24 protein-coding genes are annotated in these 26804 nt (G+C 57.8%); 10 read left to right on the top strand and 14 right to left on the bottom strand.

Annotated elements, in window-relative coordinates:
- Positions 1 to 318 precede the first annotated feature (318 nt).
- The 3 genes from KQX66_RS34825 to KQX66_RS34835 all read right to left on the bottom strand — a co-directional run bounded on the left by KQX66_RS34825 (position 319) and on the right by KQX66_RS34835 (position 3141).
- Positions 319 to 819 carry a DinB family protein gene (locus KQX66_RS34825; protein ID WP_216798134.1) on the bottom strand — a complete coding sequence of 167 codons (501 nt, stop codon included), beginning with the start codon at positions 817 to 819 and terminating at the stop codon, positions 319 to 321.
- 71 nt (positions 820 to 890) lie between these two features.
- Positions 891 to 1832, bottom strand: a complete 942-nt coding sequence (locus KQX66_RS34830; RefSeq protein ID WP_216798135.1) for a helix-turn-helix transcriptional regulator — start codon at positions 1830 to 1832, stop codon at positions 891 to 893.
- 172 nt (positions 1833 to 2004) lie between these two features.
- The gene (locus KQX66_RS34835; protein WP_216798136.1) at positions 2005 to 3141 is read right to left on the bottom strand and encodes a stalk domain-containing protein; all 1137 of its coding nucleotides are present in this window, start codon (positions 3139 to 3141) and stop codon (positions 2005 to 2007) included.
- 208 nt (positions 3142 to 3349) lie between these two features.
- Here KQX66_RS34835 and rsgA point away from each other — a divergent pair, with 208 nt between their 5' ends.
- Both rsgA and KQX66_RS34845 read left to right on the top strand, forming a co-directional pair.
- Positions 3350 to 4429 carry a ribosome small subunit-dependent GTPase A gene (gene rsgA, locus KQX66_RS34840; RefSeq protein ID WP_216798137.1) on the top strand — a complete coding sequence of 360 codons (1080 nt, stop codon included), beginning with the start codon at positions 3350 to 3352 and terminating at the stop codon, positions 4427 to 4429.
- A 148-nt stretch (positions 4430 to 4577) separates the two neighbouring features.
- Positions 4578 to 5867 carry an MFS transporter gene (locus KQX66_RS34845; RefSeq protein ID WP_216798138.1) on the top strand — a complete coding sequence of 430 codons (1290 nt, stop codon included), beginning with the start codon at positions 4578 to 4580 and terminating at the stop codon, positions 5865 to 5867.
- Positions 5868 to 5924: 57 nt separating this feature from the next.
- Here the strand turns inward: KQX66_RS34845 and KQX66_RS34850 are convergent, their stop codons facing one another.
- Both KQX66_RS34850 and KQX66_RS34855 read right to left on the bottom strand, forming a co-directional pair.
- Complete coding sequence (locus KQX66_RS34850) at positions 5925 to 6533, bottom strand: methylated-DNA--[protein]-cysteine S-methyltransferase (RefSeq protein ID WP_216798139.1); 609 nt, start codon at positions 6531 to 6533, stop codon at positions 5925 to 5927.
- The gene (locus KQX66_RS34855) at positions 6527 to 7168 is read right to left on the bottom strand and encodes a bifunctional transcriptional activator/DNA repair enzyme AdaA (RefSeq protein ID WP_216798140.1); all 642 of its coding nucleotides are present in this window, start codon (positions 7166 to 7168) and stop codon (positions 6527 to 6529) included. The genes KQX66_RS34850 and KQX66_RS34855 overlap by 7 nt, the downstream gene beginning before the upstream one ends.
- A gap of 158 nt (positions 7169 to 7326) precedes the next feature.
- Here KQX66_RS34855 and KQX66_RS34860 point away from each other — a divergent pair, with 158 nt between their 5' ends.
- Entirely contained in the window at positions 7327 to 8292 is a 966-nt protein-coding gene (locus KQX66_RS34860) for a DNA-3-methyladenine glycosylase family protein (protein WP_216798141.1), read from the top strand.
- A gap of 1 nt (position 8293) precedes the next feature.
- On the opposite strand, the gene KQX66_RS34865 is transcribed toward KQX66_RS34860, so the two are convergent.
- Positions 8294 to 10615, bottom strand: coding sequence for a bifunctional diguanylate cyclase/phosphodiesterase (locus KQX66_RS34865; RefSeq protein ID WP_216798142.1), 2322 nt, complete (start codon positions 10613 to 10615; stop codon positions 8294 to 8296).
- 243 nt (positions 10616 to 10858) lie between these two features.
- Here KQX66_RS34865 and KQX66_RS34870 point away from each other — a divergent pair, with 243 nt between their 5' ends.
- From KQX66_RS34870 to KQX66_RS34890, 5 genes are all read left to right on the top strand, one after another.
- Positions 10859 to 11527, top strand: a complete 669-nt coding sequence (locus KQX66_RS34870) for a hypothetical protein (RefSeq protein WP_216798143.1) — start codon at positions 10859 to 10861, stop codon at positions 11525 to 11527.
- Positions 11528 to 11641: 114 nt separating this feature from the next.
- Positions 11642 to 12334 carry a response regulator transcription factor gene (locus KQX66_RS34875; protein WP_216798144.1) on the top strand — a complete coding sequence of 231 codons (693 nt, stop codon included), beginning with the start codon at positions 11642 to 11644 and terminating at the stop codon, positions 12332 to 12334.
- Positions 12331 to 14193, top strand: a complete 1863-nt coding sequence (locus tag KQX66_RS34880; RefSeq protein ID WP_216798145.1) for a sensor histidine kinase — start codon at positions 12331 to 12333, stop codon at positions 14191 to 14193. The genes KQX66_RS34875 and KQX66_RS34880 overlap by 4 nt, the downstream gene beginning before the upstream one ends.
- 159 nt (positions 14194 to 14352) lie before the next feature.
- Positions 14353 to 14472 carry a sporulation protein YjcZ gene (locus tag KQX66_RS34885; protein WP_216798146.1) on the top strand — a complete coding sequence of 40 codons (120 nt, stop codon included), beginning with the start codon at positions 14353 to 14355 and terminating at the stop codon, positions 14470 to 14472.
- A 146-nt stretch (positions 14473 to 14618) separates the two neighbouring features.
- On the top strand, positions 14619 to 14945 hold the full coding sequence (locus KQX66_RS34890; RefSeq protein WP_216798147.1) for a YnfA family protein: 327 nt from the start codon (positions 14619 to 14621) through the stop codon (positions 14943 to 14945).
- A gap of 83 nt (positions 14946 to 15028) precedes the next feature.
- Here KQX66_RS34890 and KQX66_RS34895 read toward each other — a convergent pair whose 3' ends face one another.
- On the bottom strand, positions 15029 to 16702 hold the full coding sequence (locus tag KQX66_RS34895; RefSeq protein ID WP_216798148.1) for a glutamine--tRNA ligase/YqeY domain fusion protein: 1674 nt from the start codon (positions 16700 to 16702) through the stop codon (positions 15029 to 15031).
- Between the two features lie 277 nt (positions 16703 to 16979).
- Here KQX66_RS34895 and KQX66_RS34900 point away from each other — a divergent pair, with 277 nt between their 5' ends.
- Positions 16980 to 17558: a hypothetical protein gene (locus tag KQX66_RS34900; protein ID WP_216798149.1), complete on the top strand. Its 579-nt coding sequence runs from the start codon at positions 16980 to 16982 to the stop codon at positions 17556 to 17558.
- Positions 17559 to 17652: 94 nt separating this feature from the next.
- On the opposite strand, the gene KQX66_RS34905 is transcribed toward KQX66_RS34900, so the two are convergent.
- The 7 genes from KQX66_RS34905 to KQX66_RS34935 all read right to left on the bottom strand — a co-directional run bounded on the left by KQX66_RS34905 (position 17653) and on the right by KQX66_RS34935 (position 25033).
- Positions 17653 to 17991 carry a hypothetical protein gene (locus KQX66_RS34905; RefSeq protein ID WP_216798150.1) on the bottom strand — a complete coding sequence of 113 codons (339 nt, stop codon included), beginning with the start codon at positions 17989 to 17991 and terminating at the stop codon, positions 17653 to 17655.
- 212 nt (positions 17992 to 18203) lie between these two features.
- Positions 18204 to 19523: a 6-phospho-beta-glucosidase gene (locus KQX66_RS34910; protein WP_216798151.1), complete on the bottom strand. Its 1320-nt coding sequence runs from the start codon at positions 19521 to 19523 to the stop codon at positions 18204 to 18206.
- Positions 19516 to 20502, bottom strand: a complete 987-nt coding sequence (locus KQX66_RS34915; protein ID WP_216798152.1) for an N-acetylglucosamine kinase — start codon at positions 20500 to 20502, stop codon at positions 19516 to 19518. The genes KQX66_RS34910 and KQX66_RS34915 overlap by 8 nt, the downstream gene beginning before the upstream one ends.
- Before the next feature lie 29 nt (positions 20503 to 20531).
- The gene (locus KQX66_RS34920) at positions 20532 to 21542 is read right to left on the bottom strand and encodes a LacI family DNA-binding transcriptional regulator (RefSeq protein WP_054974755.1); all 1011 of its coding nucleotides are present in this window, start codon (positions 21540 to 21542) and stop codon (positions 20532 to 20534) included.
- Between the two features lie 133 nt (positions 21543 to 21675).
- Positions 21676 to 23046, bottom strand: a complete 1371-nt coding sequence (locus tag KQX66_RS34925) for an ABC transporter substrate-binding protein (RefSeq protein WP_216798153.1) — start codon at positions 23044 to 23046, stop codon at positions 21676 to 21678.
- A 215-nt stretch (positions 23047 to 23261) separates the two neighbouring features.
- Positions 23262 to 24143, bottom strand: a complete 882-nt coding sequence (locus KQX66_RS34930; RefSeq protein ID WP_216798154.1) for a carbohydrate ABC transporter permease — start codon at positions 24141 to 24143, stop codon at positions 23262 to 23264.
- A complete protein-coding gene (locus KQX66_RS34935) occupies positions 24140 to 25033 on the bottom strand; it encodes a carbohydrate ABC transporter permease (protein ID WP_216798155.1) in 894 nt (297 codons plus the stop codon). Before KQX66_RS34935 ends, KQX66_RS34930 begins: the two co-directional genes overlap by 4 nt.
- Positions 25034 to 25443: 410 nt before the next feature.
- Here KQX66_RS34935 and KQX66_RS34940 point away from each other — a divergent pair, with 410 nt between their 5' ends.
- Positions 25444 to 26787, top strand: coding sequence for a DUF2252 domain-containing protein (locus KQX66_RS34940; RefSeq protein WP_216798156.1), 1344 nt, complete (start codon positions 25444 to 25446; stop codon positions 26785 to 26787).
- The last annotated feature ends 17 nt before the right edge of the window (positions 26788 to 26804 follow it).

A 26804-nucleotide genomic window follows, 5' to 3' on the forward strand; every position in this document is an offset into this window, starting at 1 on the left:
TCAGAAGTCATCTCCTAGCTGCTTAAGGCTTCAATACCGTTTTTCAACACTGTCCATAAATGAGGTTACAGTTCACCCCTGACCGGTGGTTTTTCGCTTAGGTTTTAACTATGCGCGCCGTGGGGAAAGCCACAGCTTCGTTTTTATCCAAAAAGCCGTTTAGTATTGGCGCACTAACGGCTCATTTTGGTGTTCCCAAATTTCAACCGAGACAATCTGAATAAATAATCAGTTACTGATACTATCTATCATATCACATATTCATGGCTTGCTTCTTAGACTCAGGTTGCTGTTTTCGGTCGGCCGAAACGCTTGCCGTCAGACAAGCGGCTGCATTCCGCTCTCCAGCCAATCTTCCCGTGTCGGGCCGTAAATGTCCGGAACTCTGAGCCCGGCTTGGCGCATCAGGACGGTCATTTGGCCCCGGTGATGAATCTGATGCTGGATTAAAATACGCAAGGTCAGGCCATTCGGCCACGTGTCTCCGTACATTTCCGTCGTTTCCGCCAGCTTGGCGTCCGTCCACTGGGTTTGGACAGCATTCGATGCCGCTTGAGAGGCGTTCCGGTACGCTTCCGCAATCACAGCCGCCGAGGCCGGCGCATGCTGGTCGTCTCCGGCCGATGCGAATTCCAGACCGGTCCGAGACAGCATCTCATGCACTGTTGTCGTCAGATGCCAGGCAAGCTGCCCAAGCGTCCGATGGTCCGGAGTAACCGCCTGATCCAGGGCTTCGTCGGTCAAGGTATCCATAACTTTCTGTGTAGCGGCAGCTTCTTGCTGCCATTCGGCTATAAAATCGGCTGTTTTGACAAACATCTCGAATTCCTCCCTGAGCTCGCAATTAGTTTACTCCTCTACAATAGCACGGATTCCCTGACAACAGTATGTCAGGGTTGCTCGTAGAGCCTTGCGATGGCGAGCGCTTTCTCCCGTACCCGCGCGGCGACGGCTTCCGGCTCCAGCACCTTCACATTGACGCCGTACGACAGCAGATGGGCGTACGTCCAGGGCGCATCCGGATGGGAAGCGCGAACGATAAGCGTCCCGTCCGGGCCGTACTCGATTTGCTCGGGCTTGTAATAATCCTCCACCGGAACCCGGACCTTCGAGCTGAATTGCAGCACGAGATTCACGGAATGGGGAGAGTCGCGCCGCATCCAGCGGCTATCCAATTCTTCTGCCGGCATCTGGCGGCGTTCGAACGTCTCCGTTCTCGCCTGCAAATTCCGCATCCGGGACAGCCGGAATATCCGAAAATCTTCCCGCAGCCGGCAATAGCCGTACATATACCACACGTAACCTTTAAGCACCATGCTCATCGGTTCGCACAGACGCTCGGCCTGCTCGCCTTTCCCGTTCGTATATTCAAAGGCGGCAAGCCGGTTTTCCCGGATCGCTTGCCGTAGCGTTTCCAGCTTTTCTTTGTCGGCGGTGCCGTTCCTCCAGGGATTCATATCGATAATAATCTGCTTGGATGCGTCTGTCACGCTTCCCTGCTCGGATTTCGCCAGAAGCGCGCCGACTTTGTCCAGCAAACTGCCGAAATGCCGGTCGTCCAAGGTGGTTTGCATCCCGCGCAGCGCAACGATGAGCGACTGAAGCTCGTCGAAGGAGAGGAGCTGACGGTCCAGCCGGTAGCGGTCCGTAATCTCGTAGCCGCCGGTCTGACCGGCGTAAGAAACGATCGGAATCCCCGCTTGATTGATCGCTTCGATATCCCGGTACACCGTCCGCAGCGACACTTCGAAGCGCTCGGACAATTCCTTGGCGCTTACCCGTTTGCGGTTAAGCAGCAGCATGGTGATGGCCAGCAGCCGGTCAAGTTTCATAAAATGCAGCCGTCCTTCGTTCCCGATTTGTGTCGGTTGGTGTTCATGCCTAATTCTCCGCAGGGGCAGCCGAATCCTTTTTATAGAGGCGACAAGTTGCTTTATAACGTTTGTTTTTTTATGCAAAGCAAAAGAGCGCCGTTAAGCGCTCTTTCTTGGTCTACAGGCGGAACTAACGGATCGTGATCGTCCCGGCTTCGGATTTCACGTCCGCTTTCAGGATGTCCGAGAAAAAGGCCAGCGGCACGTACATTTTGCCTTCGCTGTTGATCGCCGGGGCGGTGCCCAGGGAGACCGGAGCCATTTTGTTGATCACGTACTCATCTTTGCCCGTCCGCAGGATCGTCCACTGGGCTCCTTTATGCAGCTCCACGGCTTGCTGCTCGGCGTTCCATTTCAGCTCGTAGCCGAGGGCTTCGGCGACGCTTCGCAAAGGCACGGTCACGGTGCCTTTGGCGTCCGCGTAGACGGCGGCATCGACGGCGGAAAGGTCGGTGCCGTTCACGACAAGCTTCTGCGGCAGGCTGCCCGCTTCGGTGCCCGGTGTCTGAGCTTGCTTCGGCAGCGGGATGGTGAATTCCGGCATGCCTGCGGCGTAAGGCGCGATCTCGTACGGCCCGAAGACGATGACGGCGCTGCCTTGATGAATATAGAACGACTGTGTATCGTCGATGCCTTCGAAGCCGTCTTTGAAGTAATCGTCGGGATGCTTGGCGATCTCGTCCTTGATGTGCTTGTCGATCGTCTGCTTGTAATCCGCGCCGAACAGGTCCTTCAGCTCGATCCGCTTCGCGGCGTCTTGATTCAGCACGTTGTATGTGTCGGTGCGCGGCAACCCATGGGCTCCTCCCGTATATACGTAGGTCGTCACTGCGATGGAGAACATGTCCGCCTCGGCCGCGCCGCCCCCGGCTTTCACTTCGTACTTGACGGCGACCTCGTACGGTCTGAATTCAAAGCCCGATTTTTTGGCCTCGGCCGCGTCATTTTCCGCTTGCTTCTTCAGCAGCTCCAAGTCTTTCATCGCATGTTGCTCCAGAATATCGTTCAGCTCGTCTTGGTACTTTTTATCTTTGAGCCCTTCAATGACCGGGATGCTCAGATCAGCGGAGTACAGATCGGTCTTCTCTTGTACGGCCTTGGCCGATACTTTGACGGCACCTTGCTGAACGGACGCGGAGATCGGCACGGCTTGAACGGGAGCGCTCCTGGAGGAAGGCTCAGCACTTGCCCGGGAACCAGGGATGCCTGCGGTCAATAGGCAAGCTCCTGCGATGCTGAGAGTCAATAGTTTGAACGGTGTTTTCATAAAAGTCCCTCCTAGGTTGTCATGATTTGATGCTCTGATTATAGGACGAATGACTGGCAAGAAAGTTACAATCTGGTTACAAACTCCCGTGACGGCTAGTTCGGTAAAAGATGATTAGAAGTCTTTTTTTACTTTGATGCGGTCGGTCCGGTTCATTACAATAAATGGTACAACAGTTTTATCGGCTTGAAGAATGGGAGGAAAACAATTGACCGTATACCATCTGCGCGATTGGGGTTGGGACGACCGGCGGGAGGAGGCATTCGCCCCTTACCGGGAGGCCGGACACGAGCCCGGGCGCATTATTTTGGAGCATAAGCACGTGTACCGCGCGGTGACGGCTGGCGGAGAGCTGCTGGCCGAAGTATCGGGGCGGCTCCGGCATCAAGCGGCCGGCCGGGCCGATTATCCCGCCGTCGGCGATTGGGTGGCGCTGCAGCCGCGAGCGGAGGACGGGCGCGCGATCGTGCACGCGGTGCTCCCGAGGGAGAGCAAGTTTTCGCGCAAAGCAGCCGGGTCGGCCGTCGAGGAGCAGATCGTCGCGTCCAATGTCGACACGGTGTTTTTGGTGCATGCGCTGAATGCGGATTTTAACGTGCGACGTTTGGAGCGTTACTTGACCTTATCCTATGAGAGCGGCGCGGCGCCCGTCGTGCTGCTCAGCAAGGCGGATCTGTGCGAGGACGTACCGGGCAAAATAGCCGATGTAGAAGCGGTGGCGCCGGGCGTGCCGGTGCATGCGATCAGTTCTGCACGCGGCGAAGGCTTGGATGCGCTGGCCGCCTATTTGAAGCCGGGGCGGACGCTGGCGCTCCTCGGGTCCTCGGGAGCCGGGAAGTCCACGCTGGCCAATCTGCTCTACGGCGAGGCCATCCTGGACACCGGGGAGATCCGTGAGGGAGACGGGCGCGGTCGGCATACGACGACCCACCGCGAGCTTGTGCTGCTGCCCGGGGGCGCGCTGCTGATCGATACGCCCGGGATGCGGGAATTGCAGCTGTGGGAGGCGGAATCCGGCTTGGACGCCGCCTTCCGCGACGTGGAGCAGCTTGCCGTGGGCTGCCGGTTCGGCAATTGTACGCACCAGGAGGAGCCCGGCTGCGCCGTCAAGGAGGCGCTGGAGAACGGCACGCTCGACCGGGGACGGTATCAAAACTACGTGAAGCTGCAGAAGGAGCTGGCGTTCCAAGCCCGCAAGGAAGACAAGGGTTTGCAGCGGGCGGAGAAAGACCGGTGGAAGAAGCTCAACCAATCGATGAAAAAGCATCCGAAGCGTCCGTTGGATTAAATATGCCGTTTAAGGCCATACAAGGCCCATTCCCTTCGATAACCGGAGAGAATGGGCTTTGCGCTTGATTTTGCCGGACGAGTCTTTCATTTTCGGCAGGTTCGGTATACAATCCAGAGACAGCTTCAAAGTTAAGGGAGAACCGTATATGTGGACGAACCGAAACGTATGGATTGTCCTGGCAGGGGAATTTATCGCCGGGCTTGGCTTGTGGATGTCGATTATTGCCAACTTGGAGTTTATGCAGCAGAAAGTGCCTTCGGATTTCATGAAGTCGCTTATTTTATTCGCCGGGCTGCTCGCCGGGGTGCTGTTCGGTCCGCTGGCCGGACGAGTCATCGACACGACTTCGAAGAAAAAGGTACTGTTGATCTCGGGCGCCGGACGCCTGGTCAGCGTCAGCTTTATGTTTGTCGCACTGTATTTCGATTCCATCTGGTGGATGGTGCTGTTCGCCGTGACGCTGCAAATATCGGCCGCGTTCTATTTCCCGGCGCTGCAGTCCGTCATACCGCTGATCGTCAAGGAGCGGGAGCTCCTTGCCTTAAACGGCGTACATATGAACGCGGGTACGATCGCGCGTATTCTGGGGACGACCTTGGCCGGGCTGATGTTGACGGTGATGAGCCTGAAAGGTTTGTATATCGCCTCCTTCGTAGCTTATATGGCGCTGCTTGCGTCTACCGCCTTCCTGAACGTGCCCGAGCCCGGCTTGCGGCGGGCGAAAGAGGCTGACGAAGGGGCGGCGGCCGTACCGGGCGGAGAGCCGGAGCAGGCCGAAAGCGGCCGGCGCGGCAGCGATCCGGCAGAACAGGCGCCGCCGGTGGAGCAAAGCGGCTTCAAGGCGCTTCTGCCGCTGCTGCGTTCGGAGCCGACCGTACTGACGGTGCTCTGGCTGACGCTGGTGCCGACGCTGTTCATCGGCGGCTTCAACCTGATGGTCATCAACATCAGCGAGCTGCAGCACGATGCGCAGGTGAAAGGGCTGCTCTATGCCGTGGAAGGGATCAGCTTCATTCTGGCCGGCTTTCTGGTCAAGTGGATGGCCGACCGCGGCGGCTTGATGAACCGTCTGTTCCTGTTTGCCGCGATTGTGGCGGCGGCGCAGTGCCTGCTGTTTTTTGCCGATTCGAAGCTGTGCGCATTGCTTTCGTTCGGGCTGTTCGGCTTGGCGGCGGGCGGATTTTTTCCGGCGTCGGCGACCTTGTTCCAGAAGCAAATTCCGAAAGCGTATCACGGCCGCTTCTTCTCGTTCCGCAGTATGCTCGACCGCGTCGTGTTCCAGGTCGTTCTGCTGAGCACAGGGCTGCTGCTGGATTTGATCGGGCTGCAGCTCATGGTGCTGCTGTACGGGGTGCTGTCGTTTGTGCTCGTTGCCGTCTTTGCCGTGCGTGAAGCCAGATCGGTGAAGAAGAATCGGGCGGAAGCTTCGTTATGATCGAAACGAACGGAAAAGCCGGCTCTTGCGGATAGGCAGGAGCCGGCTTTTTTGGCTTTAATTTTGGCGCAAGCCGCGCTCCGCCCGGAGCGGGAAGCCCTCCAGGCGCAGCAGCCGCGTTTTGGCCTCCAGGCCGCCGAGATAACCGGTCAAGGAGCCGTCCTTGCCGATCACCCGGTGGCAGGGCAGCACGATCGGCAGCGGATTGGCGCCGACGGCGGCACCGACGGGCCGGGCGGCCAGCGGCCTTCCCAACACCGCGGCCAGCTCCGCATACGTCCAGGTGCTTCCGTATGGTATGAGCCGGAGCGCTTCCCAGACCTCAAGCTGAAACGGGGTACCCCGCACATCGAGCGGCATGTCGAACGGGGTGCAGTCCCCCCGGAAATAAGCAGCGAGCGGCTCCATATAAGGGCGAAGCGCCTCCGCGCTTTCCACAAACGCGGCCCCGGGCCAGTGCATGCTCGCCCAGGCAGCCAGCGCCCCGGGCTTCTCATTCGGGAAGCGAATGCGGCAAAGTCCCTGGTCCGTCGCCGCAATCTTCAGCGTCCAATCCCCGTCGCGATAAGTGGTCCAATATACGTAGGGCGTCTGCGTGTCCTCCGCGGAGCCGTCCGAAGCCGGTGTAGCGTTCCGTGCGTTGGAAACGGCGGCTGTATTTAACATGAGCGTCCCTCCTCGGTTCTCTTTTTCAACGGGTATGAGCCCGAGGCTTCCTGCGCCTGCCGGTAGGCGGTCGGCGAGAGCCCGGTTCGTTTATGAAACACGGTCGAGAAATAAGCGGCGTTCGGAAAGCCCGTACGCAGCGCCACTTCGGTCACCGTCTCGCCGGTCCCCTTCAGCCGCCGCTTGGCCGCCTCCACGCGGATAGCCGCGATATACTCCGCAGGCGTGACCCCGGTCAGCCGCTTGAACGTGCGGTGCAGATGGTAAGGGCTGGCATGCTGCGCCTCCGCCAGCACGGCGAGGGTCAGCGGCTCCGCATAGTGCGCCTCGATCCACTTGGCGGTATGCCGGATCCATTCTTCGTCCGGCATCCCTTTGCCGTCGGGACGGCATCGCTTGCAGGGGCGGAAGCCTTGGGCGGCGGCGTCAGCCGCACCGCGGAATATCCGCACGTGCTCCCTCTTCGGGGGCTTCGATTTGCAGGAGGGCCGGCAAAAGATTCCCGTTGTTTTCACGGCGTAAATCAATCGGCCATCGAGTGCGGCATCGTTGGCGATGATGGCATTCCAGATATCGTCGGTTAACGCCGGCTCCGTCCGTTCGCGGTCCGCCGGCCGTTCATGCAGGTCAGTCATAGCGATCACCTCACGAGCTCAGTATACCCCGGCAGGTCCTGCGATGTAAGGGGGGACGAGTGAGAGCGCAAGATTTCAAAAGCGGAGAAGACCGGAGTGTGGTAAAAAAGTATCATGAAGAAAAATAGCGGACGTTGATTGGACAAAGGAGAGAATGGATGATGAACGAAGCACAGCTTGCGGCAGAGCTTGCATTTCAAGAAGGATGGAAGGACGGCGGACTCGAAGGGGAGCTTGTTCCGCGGGGGCCTTTCCGGTTTTCCGCGGCTCTCGCCTATATGGGGAGATCGGAGAACGAATGCCTGTTTTACGTCGATCAAGACCAAGACCGCGTCTGCAAATGGATCGAAGCGGGAGGTGAGCGGGTGCTTGTCGAAATCTTCGGCGGTCCGGAGGATCGCACCGTGCGTCTGCGGTTTCTTGACGAAGCGGCGCATGGAAATCCGCAGACTCGTCTGGCGGCGGCCCGCTATGTGTGGGAATGGTTCGACTTGGGGACGGATCTCGACGCGTTTTACCAGCTGGCCGAGAGTGACCTGCTGCTAGGGCCGTTAACGCAGCGGTTTTACGGGCTCCGGTGCATCGGTATCCCGGATTTGTTCGAGGCGCTGTGCTGGGCCATTCTCGGGCAGCAGATCAATCTGGCGTTCGCCTACACGCTCAAGCGGCGATTCGTCGAATCGTACGGCGCTTCCATGGCTTGGGACGGCCGGACCTATTGGACGTTTCCGACGCCCGAAACGATTGCCGGACTGTCGGTAGCCGACCTCACGCCGCTGCAGCTTACGTCCAAAAAGGCCGAGTACGTGCTCGAAACAGCGGCGCGCATGGCGGACGGCCGGTTGACCAAGGAGCATCTGCTCAGCTTGGCCGATGCGCAAGCGGTCGAACGCGAGCTGACCGCCATCCGTGGCATCGGGCCATGGACGGCCCATTATGTGATGATGCGCTGTCTCCGGCTGCCGTCCGCTTTTCCCGCCGGCGACGTCGGGCTGCAGAACGCGGTCAAGCATCTGTTCGGCATGGACAGCAAGCCGACGCCGGTCGAGCTGCAGCGGCTTGCGGCCGGGTGGAGCGGCTTTGAGGCGTATGCGACATTTTATTTGTGGAGGGTGCTGTACTGAGTCAAGCTTCCGCAGCGTCCTTGTCCCTGTGCCGGATCGAGGCCATAAACGCTTCCATCTCGCAGGCGGGCAAAGGCTGGCTGAGCAAATAGCCCTGCACGGTATCGCAGCCGATCTGCTTCAGCCGCGCCAGCTCCGCCTCCGTCTCCACGCCTTCGGCGACCGTCTTGAGCCCGAGCGCATGGGCCATGCCGACGATCGCTTGGACCAAAGCGCGGTTGACCGGATCATGCTCCAGCCCGCGGATGAACGTCTTGTCGATTTTGAGCACGCTGAAATCAAACTTTTTCAGGTAAGCGAGCGCGGAATGACCGGTGCCGAAATCGTCGATGGCTGTCCCGACGCCAATCCGGCGCAGCTCCTTCAGCAGCCGGATCGTCGCCTCGGCCTTCGTCAGGCCGGCGCTTTCCGTAATTTCAATCTCCAATTGGGAAGGATCGACCTCGTGCCGCTGCAGGATCTGGCGGATGCGTTCGGGCAAATGAGGCCTGTGCAGCTGTCGCGCGGATAAATTGACGGCTATCTTGACCGGATAACCCAGCGCCTCTTCCCACCGGACGTGCTGCCGACATACTTTCTCCAGCACCCATTCGTCCATATCTGCAATCATGCCGATTTCTTCGGCCACCGGGATAAATTCCTGCGGGCTGATCAGGCCGAGCACCGGATGGTTCCATCGCGCCAGCGCTTCCAAACCGGTCAAGCGGCCGGTCCGGCAATCCATCTGCGGCTGATAGTACACTTCCAGCTCGCCGGCCTCCGCGGCCGCGCGCAGACCGTTTTCCAGCATCAGTTGGCGCGGCAGCTTCTCCGTCCACTTGGGCATGTACAGCCGATATTCGTTCCGGCTCTCCTTGGCGGCGTACATAGCGGAATCGGCGTGCCTCAGGAGCGTTTCCATGTCGCTTCCGTCCTTGGGATAAAGACTGATGCCGACACTGCCGGTGATATAAAAATCATGTTCTGCGACGTGAAACTTCCGCGCAAGCTCTGCCAAAACGGTATCCGCAACGGCGGTTACCTCCTCGGGGTCCCGCAGATGGGGCAAAATGATCGTAAACTCGTCTCCGCCGAATCGGGATACGATCTGCGGCGCTTCGACGCACTGAAGCAGCCGCTGCCCAGCTTGCATGAGCAGCCGGTCTCCGATGTCGTGGCCGAGCGAATCGTTGATGACCTTGAACCGGTCGAGGTCGATGAAGAGCACCCCGACCATCGTGCCGGCTTGCTGCGCTTCTTCCAGCGCGGCTTGCAGCTGATTTTGAAAATGACGCCGGTTCGGCAGCCCCGTCAGCCCGTCGTAATGGGCCAGGTAACGAAGATCTTCTTCCGCTTTTTTGCGTTCCGTAATATCGGAGAAAATACCCGCATACGCCCGGACATCGCCATGCTCGTCCTTGATCGCTTTGATCGTCAGCCATTGCGGGTAAAGGTCCCCGGATTTCCGCTTGTTCCAAATTTCCCCTTGCCAGCTTCCGGTCTTTCGAATCGTCGTCCACATGTGTTGGTAGAAAGCTTTATCGTGCTGCCCGGAGTATAAAATTTTTGGCGTCTGCCCGACCGCTTCCTTCGCCGAAAACCCGGTGATGGTTACGAAAGCCGGGTTGACCGACAAAATTTGCCCTTCGATATCGGTAATCATGATTCCCTCGTGCGACGCTTCAAACACGCCTGCATGCATCCTCAGCGTCTGCTCGTCTTTTTTGCGTTCGGAGATGTCGGAGTAAATGCCCACATAATTGACGATCCGCCCATGATCATCCTTGACGGCGTTAATGATGAGCCAGCCGGGAAACAAGCTGCCGTCCTTGCGTCGGCACCAGATCTCGCCCTGCCAGCTTCCATGGCGGATGCAGGCCCACATGTTGGCATAGAAGTTATCGTCGTGCTTTCCGGATTGCAGGACGCAGGGCGTCTGGCCCAGCAGCTCACGGGCTTCATAGCCCGTCATCCGGGCAAACGATTGGTTGATATCGATAATCCGCGTCGCCGCATCCATAACCATGATGCCTTCCTGAGCGGATTGAAATACCCGCGCATATAACCGCAAATGCTTCTCCGACGATCGCCGCCGGTCCGCCTCGCGCCGCAACCGGACGCTATAGCGCTGCAGGATGCGGTAAAATACGACGGAGTTCAACAGAAAAAGCCCCCAGCGCAGCAGTGTCGGCACATCCGGCGCCCCGTATCCCATAGCGTCAAGCAGGTTTGTTACCGTGTTCACAATAGCATTCGATAAAAAAATAAGAATCAGATTCGATATGATGAAAAAAAGCGTCACCGAGTCCAAAACGGGCAGCTTGCCTCGGTTGGCGGATCTCATATATCATTGCCACCTTTGCCATAGAATCAGTTTATTTCCTTGCATTGGAAAAAACTCTCTCCACAAGGTTATACTAGTAGCCGCTCGTTGCCTGTGATCAAGATCACACACAATTTCCCATATTTTTGCGATATTTTGTCCGCTTTGCTTTGTTACTTTAAGACTGCGGGGATAAACGCCCGTCCAGCAAGCGGGCATTCTCCTGCGAAAATCAAATTCAGATCAACGAAGGAGTGCAGGACAATGAAAAACATATTGAAGATGGGTACGATCGGCACGCTACTGCTGGCAACGGCTTTTGGAGCGATGGGTACGGCAGCGGCGGCCGAGCAGGCGAAGGAGGTACCGCCTGGCGTCCATTCGGGGGTTATGAATCCCGGCAACGGCGCTTATATGAGACTGCTGGCGAAGATCTACATACCGGAGAGCGCAGAGGAGTGGAAAAAAGCGGTCGAAGAGCGCAAGCAGGCGGAAAATGACATGACGGAAGCGACTCAGGCACGCACCAAGTTTAAGGACGAGCTGTCGCGCAATTATAAACCGGAGACCGCCCCTAAAGCGCCCGATGTCGAATATAAAGAAAACTCCGCTACGGGCAAAAAGCAACTGTTTATAGACGGTAAACCCGCAGATCGTTATTCAAACGGAAGGCCGATAGTAGACGGCAAGATTGTAGAAGGCATCGCTGTCGCTATAGAGGGTATGGATGGTATAATCGATAAAAGACCGGAGCAGTCCGAAGAGTCGAAGCGGGCGGAGGCATACGCGAAAGCGGTCGAAGCAGGCGACACGGAAGCGATCCGCGGGCTGCTGCCGAAGCTGCTGGACGATTACCGCAAGCAGACTACCGCAATCAAAGAAGAGGCCGCAAGAATGAAAGCGGAGGATGCCAAGATCAAAGCGGGTCTGTAAAAAGCGGTACGTAATCCTATTTTATGAAAGGCGTTCTTTTCGGGCACAGTCAGCCCGAAGACGCCTTTTTCCTTTGACGCAAACATGCTGGGACAGATACAGGAGAGGATTCGGATGTACCGTATTTTTTTGGTGGAGGACGAAGAACATTTGAACGGTGTGCTTTCCGCTTATCTTGAAAGCGAGGGTTGGCAGGTGCGTTCGTTTCTGAATGGCGGGGAGGGTCGCCAAGCGATAGGGGAACGGCCGGACCTGTGGATCCTCGACATTATGCTGCCTGGTATCGACGGTTACCAGTTGCTTCGCGAGATCAAGGCGGATCAGCCGCGGCTGCCGGTTATTTTCATTTCCGCGAGGGACGCCGATATCGATAGGGTCATTGGGCTGGAGCTGGGCAGCGACGATTATATGGCCAAGCCGTTTCTCCCGCGGGAGCTGGTCATCCGTACGCGCAAACTGCTGGAGCGCGTATACGGGGACGGAAGGCAAGAAGCGGGGGCGGAGGCCCGCGGCCGCGCGCAGCTGCTCGTGCCGCCCTATATCGTCGATGAAGATGGGCGAACGGTGAGGACGGAGAAAGGAAAGGCCGTGGACCTCACCTCCAAGGAGTTCGATCTGATTGTTTATTTTGGCCGGCATGCCGGCCAACTGCTTGATCGCGAGCAGGTGCTGGCGGGCGTTTGGGGCAGCGATTATTACGGGTCCGACCGCGTTGTGGACGATCTGGTTCGGCGGTTGAGGCGAAAGCTGCCGCAGCTGAGGCTGGAGACCGTATACGGATACGGGTACAGGCTGGTGAAAGCGTGAAGCATTGGCCTCTTGCCGTCAAATTATGGGGGATCTTTACTGCCTTGACGATCGGCAGCTTCTCGCTGCTGGCTGTGCTGCTGCCATGGACGTTGAAAGATTTTTTTACGGAACAGCTGTACGATTCCTTACTTGACCAGTCTCAAATGTATGTGCCCTCCCCGCCTCCTTCTCTTCCTTCAGGCATATCGGCTTCTGCCATTATAGGGATGGCGGGCTTCCGGGAGATGATCAGGCGGATTGCTCCCGAAAGCGAGGAGATGTGGAAACAGGCGTTTGGGGAGCGCAAGCTGGCGGAGAACGACATGACGAAAGCGACTGAGGAACGCACCAAGTTCAAGGACGAGCTACAGCGCAGTTTCAATAAGAAGGTCTCTCCTCAGAACGACAAAATTGATTTTAAAGAAAGCGCTGCGGCTGGAGTGACCCCGACTTTAATCGGTAAGCATCCGGATAACGGGATCAACGGGGGGAAAGAATCGGAGCTTTCGGATAAGATGAAGCTTTTGGAGACGTACGCGCAAGATGTCGAAGCAGGTAATACGCCAGCGATCCGAGCGGAGGACGCGGAAGCGATCCGCGGATTGCTTCCGAAGCTGCTGGACGATTATCGCAAGCAGACGGCCTCGCTGAAAGAGGCCGCTGCCAGAATGACAATCGAGGACGATAAGCTCAAAGCAGAGGGCGATATCAAGAAAACGGAGCCCTTTTTGCCGCCGCCTTCCGTTCAACATTTGATGCTGAGTACGAAAGGGAATATATCGTTATTCGAAATGAACGGCGCTTTGACCTCGGCCGATCCTCTCGTGCGAACTATGGCGCAGGATGCCCGGCTGCAACAGGCTCCCGTACAAAAGTATATGAGCAATATCGAGGGCAAGCTGGTCTTTTATGTCATCCGAATACAAGAGATTCAAGGCGGCCCCGGCTTCATGGTATCCTACACCACGAGCAGTTACCGCAACGATCTGGTGATGGCGATGTTCGGTCGGCTGGCGCTGCTCATGGCAGCGCTGATCGTACTGAGCTGGCTCCCGTGTCTGGGGCTGGCCCAATATTTGACGCGCCCGCTTGTGCAGATGGAGCGGCATGTCGGACGGCTTGCCAGACGCGATTGGCACGAGCCGCTGGAGACGGTCAGCAAGGATGAAATCGGGCGTTTGGGATCGGCCATCGAGACGATGCGTCAGCAGCTTGTAAGGCAGGACAAAACGCAGCAGTTTTTCCTGCAAAACCTCTCGCATGAGCTCAAGACGCCCGTCATGGTGATCCGCAGCTATGCCCAGTCCATTATGGACGGCGTCTTTCCGCGGAAAACGCTGGCCGGCAGCGTGGACGTCATTATGAAGGAATCGGAGCGGCTGGAGAAACGGATCCGCGACCTGCTTTATTTGAACAAGCTGAATTACTTTACGTCACGGGAAAAGCCGCATCAGCCCTTCGATCTGAAAGCGCTGCTGGACGATACCGTGGAGAGGCTGCGCTACCGCCGCGCAGACATTGCTTGGGAGGTCAGCGTCCCGGATGCGGTCATGCTCACCGGTGACCGGGAGCAGTGGGGAGTCGCGCTGGAGAATCTGACCGATAACCAGCTGCGGTATGCGCAAACTAGTATCCGGCTTGAAGTGAAGCCGGGGGGAGCCGGAGCTCCCATCGTTCGCCTATGGAACGACGGGCCGCCGCTCGATGAGGAGACGGCGCAAAGCTTGTTCGAGCCGTTCCGGACCGGAGGAGACGGGCAGTTCGGCTTAGGTCTGGCCATCGTCAGGCAAATTGCCGCCAACCACGGCTATGCGGCCCGGGCCGAGAATGAAGAGGGGGGCGTCGCCTTTTATTTGGAGCCGGACGCTTCGGTCTAATCGCGCCCATCCGGAATAGCCGCATTACTTCCCAAGTCGATTGACCTGACGGTACGAATAAAATGAACTGGGAAAAGCACACATTTTGTCACATAGTCCAAACATGCCAAAGGGCAAGGCCATAAGATATACCATGTAAACGAAAGGAGGGACCGAACAATGGGTTTTGGAGGCTGCGGAGTTGGCGGAGTTGGCGGCTGCGGCGGGTTTACTAGTACAGGTGTCATTCTCGTTCTCTTCATTCTGCTTGTGATCGTTCTTCGTTCCTGGTGGGCCTAATAACGTGGCCCCTTGAAGATCCCGCGTTTTGACGGGATCTTTTTTTTATGCTTGGCATGGGGGGATCGGTATACATAGAGGGGCTGTGGCGGTTAGAATGGAGAAAGTACCATGGCCGGAGAATGAACGGGGAAAGGAAGACTGCGATGGTACAGGCCGTCATCATATTTATTCTCGCGGGGCTGGCCGAGATCGGCGGAGGGTACCTGGTCTGGTTATGGCTCCGGGAAGGAAGGCCGATCGGCTACGGCATCGTCGGCGCGCTTATTCTTGTCGTGTACGGGGTTATTCCGACACTGCAAAGCTTTCCGAGCTTCGGGCGGGTGTATGCGGCTTATGGCGGCGTCTTCGTCGTCTTGTCGGTTCTGTGGGGCTGGGGCATCGACAAGAAAACCCCGGACCTCTACGACTGGCTCGGGATGAGCCTGTGCCTGGCCGGCGTCGCCGTCATGCTGTACGCTCCCCGGTCCTAACGGGATGCCCTGGGAAGAGAGCAAAAAAGAAGCCTTTCGCAGCAGCGGATGAATATCCGGCGAGAAGGCTTCTTTGAGCTTGCTTATTTTTTCGGGTCGAACGAGCTCTTCAGCGACACGATCCGGTTGAACACCGGGCGGCCCTCCGTCGAATGCTTCGGATCGACGTTGAAGTAGCCGTGGCGGAAAAACTGGAACTTGTCCTGAGGCTTCGCATCCTGCATATTGTTCTCGACGAAGCCTTGCACCGCTTCGAGCGACTTTGGATTAATATTGTCGAGGAACGATTCGCCTTCTTCCGCTTGCTCGTCGAGGATGAGCGGCTCATACAGGCGGAATTCCACCGGAACGGCTTGCGTCGCTTCCACCCAGTGAATCGTCCCTTTGACCTTGCGGCCGGTAAAGCCGCTGCCGCTCTTCGTTTCGGGATCGTACGTGCAGTGCAGCTCCGTGACGTTGCCGTCCGCGTCCTTGATCACGTTCTCGCATTTGATGAAGTAGGCGTGCTTCAGACGCACTTCATTGCCGGGGAACAGGCGGAAGTAGCCTTTGACCGGCTCCTCCATAAAGTCGTCCCGCTCGATATAAATTTCCCGCGAGAACGGAATTTGACGATGGCCCATCGCTTCGTTCTCGGGATTGTTCTCCGCGTCCAGCATCTCCACTTGCCCTTCCGGGTAGTTCGTGATGACCACCTTCAGCGGCTGCAGCACAGCCATCGTGCGCGGCGCCTTCAATTTGAGGTCCTCGCGGATGAAATGCTCCAGCATTTTCTCATCGACGACGCTGTTGTTCGTCTTCACCACGCCGACTTCGCGGCAGAACGTACGGATTGCTTCCGGGGTATAGCCCTTGCGGCGCAGGCCGGAGACCGTAGGCATCCGCGGGTCATCCCAGCCGTCGACGACGTTCTCGTCTACGAGCAGCTTCAGCTTTCGCTTGCTCATCACCGTATTGGTCAGGCTGAGCCGATTGAATTCGTACTGCCGCGGCACGTTCTCCATCTCGCACTCCTGCACGACCCAATCGTACAGCGGACGGTGATCGGCGAACTCCATCGTACAGATGGAATGCGTGATGCCTTCGATCGCGTCCTCCAGCGGATGAGCATAGTCGTACATCGGATAAATGCACCACTTGTCGCCAGTATTATGGTGATGCGTATGGGAAATCCGGTACAGCACCGGGTCCCGCAGGTTGATATTCGGCGAGGCCATGTCGATTTTGGCGCGCAGCACCTTCTCGCCATTGGCATACTCGCCTTTGCGCATCCGCTCGAACAGGTCGAGATTTTCCTCCACGCTGCGGTTGCGGTACGGGCTGTCTTGGCCGGGCTCGGTCAAGGTGCCCCGCGTTTCGCGGATTTGCTCCGCCGTCAGATCGCATACGTAAGCTTTGCCCTTGCGGATCAAGCGTACGGCGCGCTCGTACATTTCATCGAAAAAGTCCGAAGCAAAATACAGCTGCTCCCACTCGAAGCCGAGCCACGCGATGTCTTCCTGGATCGAGCGTACAAATTCCTCGTCTTCCTTCACCGGGTTCGTGTCGTCAAAACGCAAATGCGTGCGTCCGCCGAATTCGTCGGCAAGCTCGAAGTTCAAGCAGATCGATTTCGCGTGCCCGATATGCAGGTAGCCGTTCGGCTCCGGGGGAAAGCGGGTGACGACAGTTTTTACCTTACCCGTGTTCAAATCTTCGATCACGATGTTTTTGATGTAATTGGAGGGTGATGCAGAAGTCGGTTTCGTCGTGTCCAATGGGATCAACCTTTCTCACAAATTAGCTGTCAAAATCTATTACTCTCTATAATACACAAAATGGAGGTCAATTATAAATGGTTTTCCGCACGATTCTTTGAAGAAAGCCCTTACTTGACGGACTTTTCCGCGTTTTCCATCCGCATCTTGGGCGGTATCTATGAAAATGGGTGGGATTTTTCTCTCTTTTGCAAGAGACGGCGCAAAATTCGCACCTTGCGGCCAAGAGAACATAAGGTGGAAAGAAGGGAGAAATGCATAGAAAGGAGCGATCATTGTGAAAACGAACGATGGAAAAGAAACGAACCGTCTCGTAACGGTGCCGGTGCTGCGGAAGACGCTGGCCGCCATGATTCCGTTCTATCGGCGGATTGCTTCGGACCCCGCTTATGCCACAGCATGGACCCGAGGCGTGCGCCGCGCGGATCTGGATGCGCTGCTTCGGCTGCTTCGGCAAGTCGGCTTACCCGAGCGGAGGTATGCGTCCTTGTCCACGAACGGCATCGGCTACTTCGTCGATTTCAATGCGCCGAAGCCGATTGTGCTGTACTCGAACGCCACCGCGATTCGTCCGGGGACGACGCAGTTTTATTTTAACACCAAGGTTCACCGCGCCATCGCCAAGGCGATTCTGCCGCTCTATCAAGAAATCGTCAGCAACCGGCCGTTCGCCTGCATCGTCGTCCGGGCGATCCGCAGCGGCAACCGCGCGCTGCTTGACCGGGTGGTCCGCAGCATTGTCGCGACCCCTCATCTGCGTTCCGTCTCCATCGAAAGCTCGGGCTTCCGGCTCGGCTTCAAATACGCGGCCAGCCCGTTCCGCTTCGACAACCTGACCTTTGGCGGCGAGCCTTAACCTTCATGGCGGCAAAAGATCCGCATGACGGCAAATCCCCTGCATCCGGGCGCGAGGCCGCAGGTCGCAGGGGATTGCTGGCGAGGATATAAGATTAAAGCAGCGCCGAGGCCGCCGGCTGCGTCTCCTCATACTGCAGCAGCAGCGCTTCGGCTTTGTCCAAATCTTTGGCATGCACATCGAGCTTCAAGCGTTCGGGGTGATGGAGATCGACGGCTTCGGCTGCCGTCTGAATTGCGCTCAGAGCCGCATCGGTATCGGATTTCACCCGGCATTTCACCTGCTTCGACTTTAAAAAGGCGTGCCTCGCTTGAAGGTCGCGGGCCTCGGGCCCGGAAGCGGCCATCACCGTCTTCCACTGCGCGGAGCGGCTGGAGAGCAGGTACATCGCGGCAAGGACAACCAACAGGAACAATAAACCTCCCATAACCATAGAAACACCACCTTCGTCTAATTGGATGCTGCGGACGGAGGACTGCCGGTAGTCTGGGGCGGGCGGACGCTTGCTTGCATTTACCCGTTTCCGGGCGGGTTGAAACATGGATTATTTTGCCATAAACGCCGAACAAGCCGGCGATCGGTTCGGCGACCGATGCCGGCTTGCTGCAAGGCGAGCGTGAGGCTTTCTTTAGGCGTTAGAGCTGCTTATACGGTCTGCGCGGCGAAAAACCGCGGCAAAAACGCTTTGTTCTGCTCCAGCATCTCGTCCAGCATCGGCTCCGCTTTGTTGACCGAGGTCACGAGCGGATGGTGGGCCAGCGCTTGCAGCGCAAGTCCGCGGTCGCCCGAGACGGCGGCGGCGATCGCCAGACGCTCATACGTTTTCACCGCATGGATCAAGCCCTTGGCGGCTTCCGGTACGACCGAAACCGGCAGCGGAATCGGCCCCTGCTTCGTGACGACGCAGTTGACCTCGATGCAGGCGTCCGCCGGCAGGAAGTCGAGAATGCCCTGATTGCGGACGTTCAGCGTCTGGATGTCGCGCGTATCGTTGTACAGCGACGTCATCAGCTTGACGGCGGCCTCCGAGTAGTACGCGCCTCCGCGCTTCTCGAGCTGCTTCGGCTTCTCGGCCAGCTCAGGGTCTTTGTACAGCTCGAACAATTCGTCTTCCAGCCGCTTCACCACTTCGGCGCGGGTGCCTTCCCGGGCGGACGATTCGACTTGGTCGGCCAGCATCTCTTCGGTCAAATAAAAATACTTCAAATAATATGTCGGAATGGCGCCGAGCGAACGGATGAACGAAGCGTTCCATTCGTACTGCGGAACGTTTTTGGCTGAATAGCCGTCGCGGTTCGCCAGCAGCTCCTCCAGCTTCGATTCGCCGTCGATCCGCACCTGCGTGACCCAGTGCAGGTGATTCAAGCCGACGAATTCGGCGTAGATGCGCTCCATCGGCACCTCGTAGAGGCCGGTCAGCCATTTGTACACCCCGATCGGCGAATTGCAGATGCCGACGGCTCGAATCTTTGAATGGTTGAGGATCGCTTCCGTCACCATCCCCGCCGGATTCGTGAAGTTCAGCATCCAGGCGTCCGGGCACAGCTCCTCCATGTCCTTGGCGATATCCAGCAGCACGGGAATCGTGCGCAGCGCCTTCATCATGCCGCCCGGACCGGTCGTTTCCTGGCCGATCATGCCGTAGCGCAGCGGAATCGTCTCGTCCCGGATGCGCGCTTCCAGCAGACCGACACGCAGCTGCGTCGTGACGAAATCGGCGCCCGCCAGCGCTTCCCGGCGATTGGTCGTCAAGCGGACCGTGATCGGCAGCTGCGATTTCTCCACCATGCGCTGCGCCAGCTGTCCGACGATGCGCAGCTTGTGCTCCCCTTCCGGGATGTCGACCAGCCACAGCTCCGTGACGGGAAAACGGTCATGATGCACGATAAAACCTTCGATCAGCTCCGGCGTGTACGACGACCCGCCGCCGATCACGACGACTTTGAGTCCTTTGGCTTCAGCCACCTGCAAGCACTCCCTTCAAATCGGATATGCGTCGGACTTGCTCCTGCACCGGCTCGGAGACCGTCGTGCCGTCTTTTTCCATGGCCAGCAAGATCGCCCCGACCACCGGCTCGACATCCAGCACCTGAAGCCGGCAGCCCGGCGCCTCCGGCTGCACCAGTTCTACGATATACGGATGAATGAATTGCCCGTCACCCCGGGTCAGCACACTGCCCGCAAGCACCAGATCAAAGGTCTCCCTCTGCATCCCCAAACGCCGGATCACCGCCCGGGCCGCCAGCCCGAGCTCCGTTCCCTGGACGCGGAGGATGCGGGCCGCCACACGGTCTCCCTGGGCGGCGGCTTCGAACAGCAGTGGCGTGAGTTCAAGGGGGACAGGCAGCGCATGGTCCAGAAAATGATGGAACATATGTTCGACTGAAGGGTAGTCGAGCTCCTTCGTGACCAAAGCGGTCAGCAGCGTCTCTTCCTCGCGGCCTTCCCATGCCCGGATGACTGCGCGGAACGCTTCCGCTGCCAAGTCCCCGCCGCCGCCGAAATCGCCGTACGGGTAGCCGAAGCCGCCGCATTGGTACATCTCGCCCGCAGGGGAGACGCCGACGCAGTTCGTGCCGCTGCCGCAAATCGCCACGACGCCGTACGGCTTCGATGTGCCGGCGCGCAGGGCGATGACGGTGTCGCAGACGATGTCGGAGACTGGCAGCTCCAGCTCGGCGATCATCGGCCGCAGGATGCGGAAGTCGGCTTCGCGGTCGGCGCCTGCCAGCCCGAAGCAGGCCGCGGCAATATCCTGCTCGCGCAGGCCGGCTTGGCCGAGCGCTTGAGCGACGGCTCGGCGGATGCTCTGCGCGGCCGTATCGCGGTCAATCTGATGGTTGCCGGGGCCGCCCTTGCCGGCTGCGACCAGCCGGCCCGTTTCGTCGGTAATGACGGCATATGTTTTGCTGCCTCCGGCATCCATCCCCAAGTAGTATTTCAATGTACTCCACTCCCGTCCTATAGAGCCAGCTACGGTGAGGGGGAATAAGGCGACGTGGATTCTCTCACGATCAGTTCCGGCTTCAAGCAGACCGAAGTGTTCCGTTTCATGGAGCCGTCGATTAGCTTGAGCAGCAGGCGGACGGCCTGCTGACCCATCTGCTCCATCGGCTGTCTGACGGTCGTCAGACGAGGATGAATATCGGCGGCGAACACTTGGTCGTCATACCCGACGATGGAAAGATCGCGCGGGATGCGGTATCCTTCGTCCCGGAACGCATCCATGACGCCGAGCGCAAGGCCGTCTTCTCCGGCGAAGACGGCCGTCGGCACGTTCCCGCTGCGCAGCCATGCCTTGGCGACGTCGAAGCCGCTGCGGATGTTGAATTCGGTGCAGGCCACGGCCAGCGGCGTCAGCCCCGCTTCGGCCATGGCCGCTTCGAATCCGCGTCTGCGCTCCCGGGCGCTGAGAAACAGCTCCGGCCCGCTCACGTGCGCGATGCGCGTATGTCCCAGGCCGATCAAATGCTTGGTCGCCTCGTAGCCGCCCGTGTAGTTGTCCACATTCACCGTAGTGGCATTTGTTTTTTCAATCTGATTATCGATAATGACAAACGGGATTTTCTTCCGTTTGAGCTCCAGCACATACTGCTCTTCTTCCATGGGCGACAGGACGATGATGCCGTCGACCCGGTCTTCCTGAAATAAAAAGTTGGTCGGCTTCAAACCGCCGTCCGGAGAGGAGCACACGTTCAGCGCCAAAAAATAGCCGTTCTCCTCCAGCGCTTCGTTCACGGCATGCACGATGCCGTCGAACACCGAATCCTGCAGGGTGATCAGCGTCAGGCCGATCAGTCCCGTCGACCCCCGCGCCAGATTGCGGGCGGCGGCATTGGGCCGGTAATCCAGCTCCTGAATGGCCTGCAGCACCTTCTGACGGTTGCTCTCCCGGACCGTGGGCGAATTGTTAAGCACCTTCGACACGGTCACGAGCGACAGTCCCGATTTTTTTACGACGTCCCATATGCTTACTTTTTTCATAATCAGATCAAACTCCCGGATCGGTATTCGTTCTTATAAGCAATAGTATACCATAGCTCCGTCAGGCCCCTCCGCTAGGAGAGGCCGGGGGCAAGGGGAGTCGTGGCGCGGCAGGGTCGGAAGGCTTGCGCGCTTATTTTTTGGCTTTGCCGGCGTTTTTCTCCTTCAGCAGGTCGTTCACCTTTTTCTCCAGCTGCGGGCTGACTTCGGCCACGGTTTTTTGCCCGTTATCCACGAGATCCAGCTCGTTCTTGACGATGTTCAAAATCTCGGAGTAGTGAGTGATCAGATGATTGTACGATTCGACGCCGTATTTCAGGCCGCCCTCGACGACGTTTTTCATATCTTTGGCGTCGATCGCTGGCGCGTAGAGACTGAAATACTTTTCCGCTGCCTGCTGGTTGGCCGGAGGCGTGCCACCGCTCAGCTCGATCGACTTTTCCTGGATGTCTTTGCCGAGCTGGAACTTGATCCATTCGTACGCTTCCTTCGGATGCTTGGAATCCTTCAGGATGAGCAGCGGATCGACGTACAGCACGTTGCGGTTCTTGTCGCTGCCGCTGTACGGGACGGCGGCTACGCCGACCTTGAAGCTGTAATCCTTGACTGAAGCGAGAATCCAGGCCCCGGCGACGGACATCCCTACGCGCCCCGTGGCGAACGGATCGCCGCCCTGCCCGGCGACGGCCTTGGTGAATTCCGGTGACGGCATCACCTTGTCCTTCAGGATCAAGTCGGACAAGCGCTGGTTGATTTTGACGACCTCCGGCGAATTGAAGTGGAAGGATGTCGCATGACCGCCGTTCGTCCACGTATCGTCGGAGTACACCTTCGCTCCGAAATACACCGGACGCATATCCTTCTCGCCCCAGACCCAGTCCATGCCGAACTCCACTTTCTCAAAATCGTCGCTCGGCTTGCTCAGCTTCTTGGCGGTTTCGACCATTTTGTCGAATGTCCATGACTTGTCTTCGTAGTCCGACGGCGGGTACGGAACGCCCGCTTTGTCGAACATGTCCTTGTTGTAGAGGAGCATCGTCACATAGCTGTAAACCGGGATGCCGTAGTTTTTGCCGTCGACTTTGTAGATATCCATCAGGTTGTCGGGAATGCCGTAATCGGACGCTTTGAAGTTGTCCTCTTTCATCAGGTCGGTCAAGTCGCGCAGCAAGCCCTTGTCGTAATATTCGATGAAGCCGCCCTCGCCCCAATGCGAGGTGACGTCGGGAGCCGTCCCGGCGGCGATCATCGCCTGCAGCTTCGAGTCGAACTCCTCGTAAGGCGTCTTCATGATCTTGACCTTGATGTTCGGGTGCTTCGCTTCGAATTCCGGAATGAGCTTCTCTACATAGGTTTTATCCGGAAGATCGGGAACGAACTGCGTGATCGTGACCGTGGAGTCCCCCTTGGACCCGCCATCTTTCGTGTCGCCTGAGCAAGCCGGCAGCAGTACTGCGCCTGTCAGCAGAATTGCGCCGAGACAAGCCGTCTTGTTTCTTTTCATCTTTCCTCACTCCTTCTTTTGGTGACCCATTAGAGCCCGGTGAATAACAGGTCGCTGCGCAAGCGGATCATTCTTCCGATCGCTCTTGTCCCCGGATTCTTTGATTCAATAACCCATTAGGCGGGGAGAATCCGGAGACAAAGGCGACCGCTGACGCTTCTCCAGAACGATTCCGCTTGCTCCGCTAGTTCATTCACCGGGCTCCTGAGGGTTATTCATTTCACTCCGGTCAGCACGATGCTTTCTACGAAATATTTTTGTGCGACGGAAAATAAAACCAGGATCGGAACGAGAGCCAAAACGGCGGATAGCATGACAAGATTCCACGGTACCAGCCGAGTGGCGGACGAATACATCGCGGTCATGCCGATCGTCAGGGTGAAATGCTCGGACGAGTTCAGGTACAGCACCTGCCCGAGCAGATCGTTCCAGCTGTACATGAAGGCGAAGATCGCCACGGTCGCCAGCACGGGACCGGAGAGCGGCAGCGCGATGTTCCACCACTGGCGCCACTCGGAGCAGCCGTCGATTTTGGCCGCGTCGTACAGTTCGTTCGATAACGAAGTGAAGAACTGCCGGATGAGGAAGATGTTATAGGCCGAGCCGAAAAAGGCAGGGACGGTAATCGGCAGAATCGTGTCCATCCACCCGAGATTTTTGAACAAAATGAACTGCGGAATCATCAGCGCCGGGTACGGAATCATCATCGTGCTGAGCAGAAACAGGAACAGCACGTTTTTCCCCCGGGCGTTATAGCGTGCGAATCCGAACGCGACGAGGGACGACGAAAGCACGGTCCCGATGACGCTGAAGAAGGCGATCAGCAGGCTGTTTTTGTACCACAGGCCGTACTGGTATTGGGTGAACAGGTTCTTGAAATTGCCCCAGGCGAACTGCTCCGGGATGAGTCTGGGCGGGAATTTGAGCACCTCCGCCTGCGACTTGAACGCGGTCGAGAACATGTTGAGCGTCGGAAAAATCATGATGACCGCGATGACGATCAGCAGCAGAAAGACCAGCCACTCGAACGGGGTTGTTTTGCGCTTGCTGTCCGTTTGCCGCACCGGTCGCTTCTGCGTTACGGATGCCGTACTCATACGCCGCCGCCTCCTTCATAATGAACAAGCTTCCGGGACACTCTCATGATTAGGAACGTCATGAGCATGATGACGATCAGCAGCAGCCACGACATCGCCGAAGCGTAGCCCATCTTGAAAAATTTGAAGCCGTTCTGCCATAAGTAGTACACGTAGAACTGGGTGGCGTAGTGCGGCCCCCCTTTAGTCATGACAAACGCCTGCGTAAACACCTGAAACGAGTCGATGATGCCCATGATGAGCTGGAACAGCACGACAGGCGAGATCATCGGCAGCGTGATGCGCCACAGAGACTGCCAACGGGTGACGCCGTCGATCTTGGCGGCTTCGTATAGGATCGGAGGCACGCCCTGAAGTCCGGCGAGGAAGATGACCATGCCCGCCCCGGCGCTCCACATCGTCATGATGACCATAGAAGCCAGTGCCCAGTTGCTGTCTTCGAGCCATTTGGGCCCGTTGATCCCGAGCAGGCCGAGCGCCCAGTTGAACATGCCAATCTTGGAGTTGAACACCCACAGCCAGACGAGCGACATAGCCACGCCGGAGATCATGCTGGGGAAATAGATGGCGGTCCGGAAAAACCGGCGGAACGGAATTTTCTGATTGACCAGCACCGCCAAAAACAGCGAGAGCAGAAGCTGCAGCGGTACGCTAAATATCGTGAAAAGCACCGTCGCTTTTACCCCGCGCCAGAACAGATCGTCCTGAAACATCTTGGTGTAGTTCTGCAGGCCGACCCACTTCGGCGCGCTGGTGATGTTGTATTCCGTGAAGCTGATGTAGAGCGAATACAGAATCGGGTACAGTGTGAATATCGCCGCTCCGATCAGCCACGGCGAAATGAACAGGTAAAAATATTTGGTCTCCCGTCTGCGCGCCCCCTGCCGCATGGGCAATCCCTCCTTAAAGTATAAACGTTTATATTTTTGTCGAATTAAGGCACGCCCCCTGCCGGCCGGTGCAAAGCCGCTCGTCCGGTTCCACGCAATATAAAATTGACTTTTTCTTAATGATTTTCTGAAAAGTTTTGCCGGTTAAACTAGGATGTTGTTGAAACGAGGGGGAATGGCGGATTGCATCGAAGCTTTAAAATTATAAACGTTTATATTTTTATACGCCTATAGTAATCGTTTTCAAGGATGGCGTCAATCCCTAATTTTCCAGCACGTCCCTGATAACCTGCGGATAGGGCGTCCGAAGCCGGAAAGGGCCGGTCCGTCCTTGAATTGACACGCTGTCGGCGCATAAGCTACCATGAGAAAAATACTTTGCTTATCGCCGCAAAAGGGGGGAACCGCGCATGAATTCGGAGCTGCTAACGGAACGTGTCCGGCTCACGCAGAAAAGGCTGCGCAAGGAGCTGCTGAGCAGCGTGCTTGACGAGTTCGACGGACAGATTATGGCGCTGTCCGAGGTCAAACGGCTGCAGAAATACGCCAAGATGGCGGGAGGCCCGTTTTCTTTTTTCCGGGGGACCGCGTACTTGTTTTATTTTGACGTCAGCCGGGAATGGTTTCCGTACCACAGCTCGCCGGAGCGACCGACGTGGATTCAAGGGGATCTGCATTTCGAGAACTTCGGGGCGTTCCGCAGCGAGGAAGGGCGGATCGTGTACGATGTGAACGATTTTGACGAGGGGTATCTGGGCTCCTACCTGTACGATCTGCTGCGGATGTCGGTCAGTGCAGCGCTCGTGTGCCGGACGAAGGACATGGACGCCGACGGGCAAAAGGAAGCGATTACCGCTTACCTGGACGCGTATGCGAACCAGATCCGGCGCTTTGCCCGGCGGAAGGACGATCCGCGGACGCTCGTCTTCGATAAAGACCGCACGGCAGGGCCGATCCGCAAGCTGCTGAAAAAGACGGAGAAGCGGATCGCGTCGCAGTTTCTGGAAGGCGTGACGACGCTGACGAGGACGACGAGGCGGTTCGCCAAATCGGACGAGATCGTGCCGCCGACGCCGCAGGAGCGCCGCATGCTGGAGGAGAGCTGGCCGCAGTATCTGCAATCGCTGGAGTGGAAGACGAAGCGTTCCGAGGGCTACTACGCCATCAAGGACGTGGCGGTGAAGCACGGCTCGGGCACGGCCTCCATCGGGCTGGACCGCTTCTATGTGCTCGTCGAGGGCGAAGGCGGCGAGCAGGCGCTGGACGATATCGTGATCGAGGTCAAGGAAGTGCGCGCGCCGGTCCCGGCTTATTTTATGCCGTATAACGAGGCGTTCTGGACGTATTTCGGCCATCAGGGCAAGCGGGTCATCGTGACGCAGCAGGCAATGCATCACGAGGCGGACCCGTGTCTCGGCTTCTTGACGATGGACGGGCGGCATTTTTACGTCAGGGAGCGCTCGCCTTACAAGAAGCGGCTGAAGGCGGACAAGCTGACGGAGAAGGAAGACCTGCTGTCCGTGCTGGACTGCATGGGCCGGATTACGGCGAAGCTTCATGCGCGGGCGGATGCGGACATGGAGCACGGGCTGATGGCGTACCACAGCGAGGAGGAGATCCAGCGCGCGATCGGACCGGACACGGACGCATTCTGCGACTATATCGCGCATTGGGCGATCGCGTACGCGCATCAGGTCGAGGAGGATTATGCGCTGTTCGTAGAGTGGCTGGACGAGCGGAAGGAGCGGGCGTAGCCCGGGAGTCCGGCTTA

It is taken from the genome of Paenibacillus oleatilyticus (assembly GCF_018998565.1).
Classification (GTDB): domain Bacteria; phylum Bacillota; class Bacilli; order Paenibacillales; family NBRC-103111; genus Paenibacillus_G; species Paenibacillus_G oleatilyticus.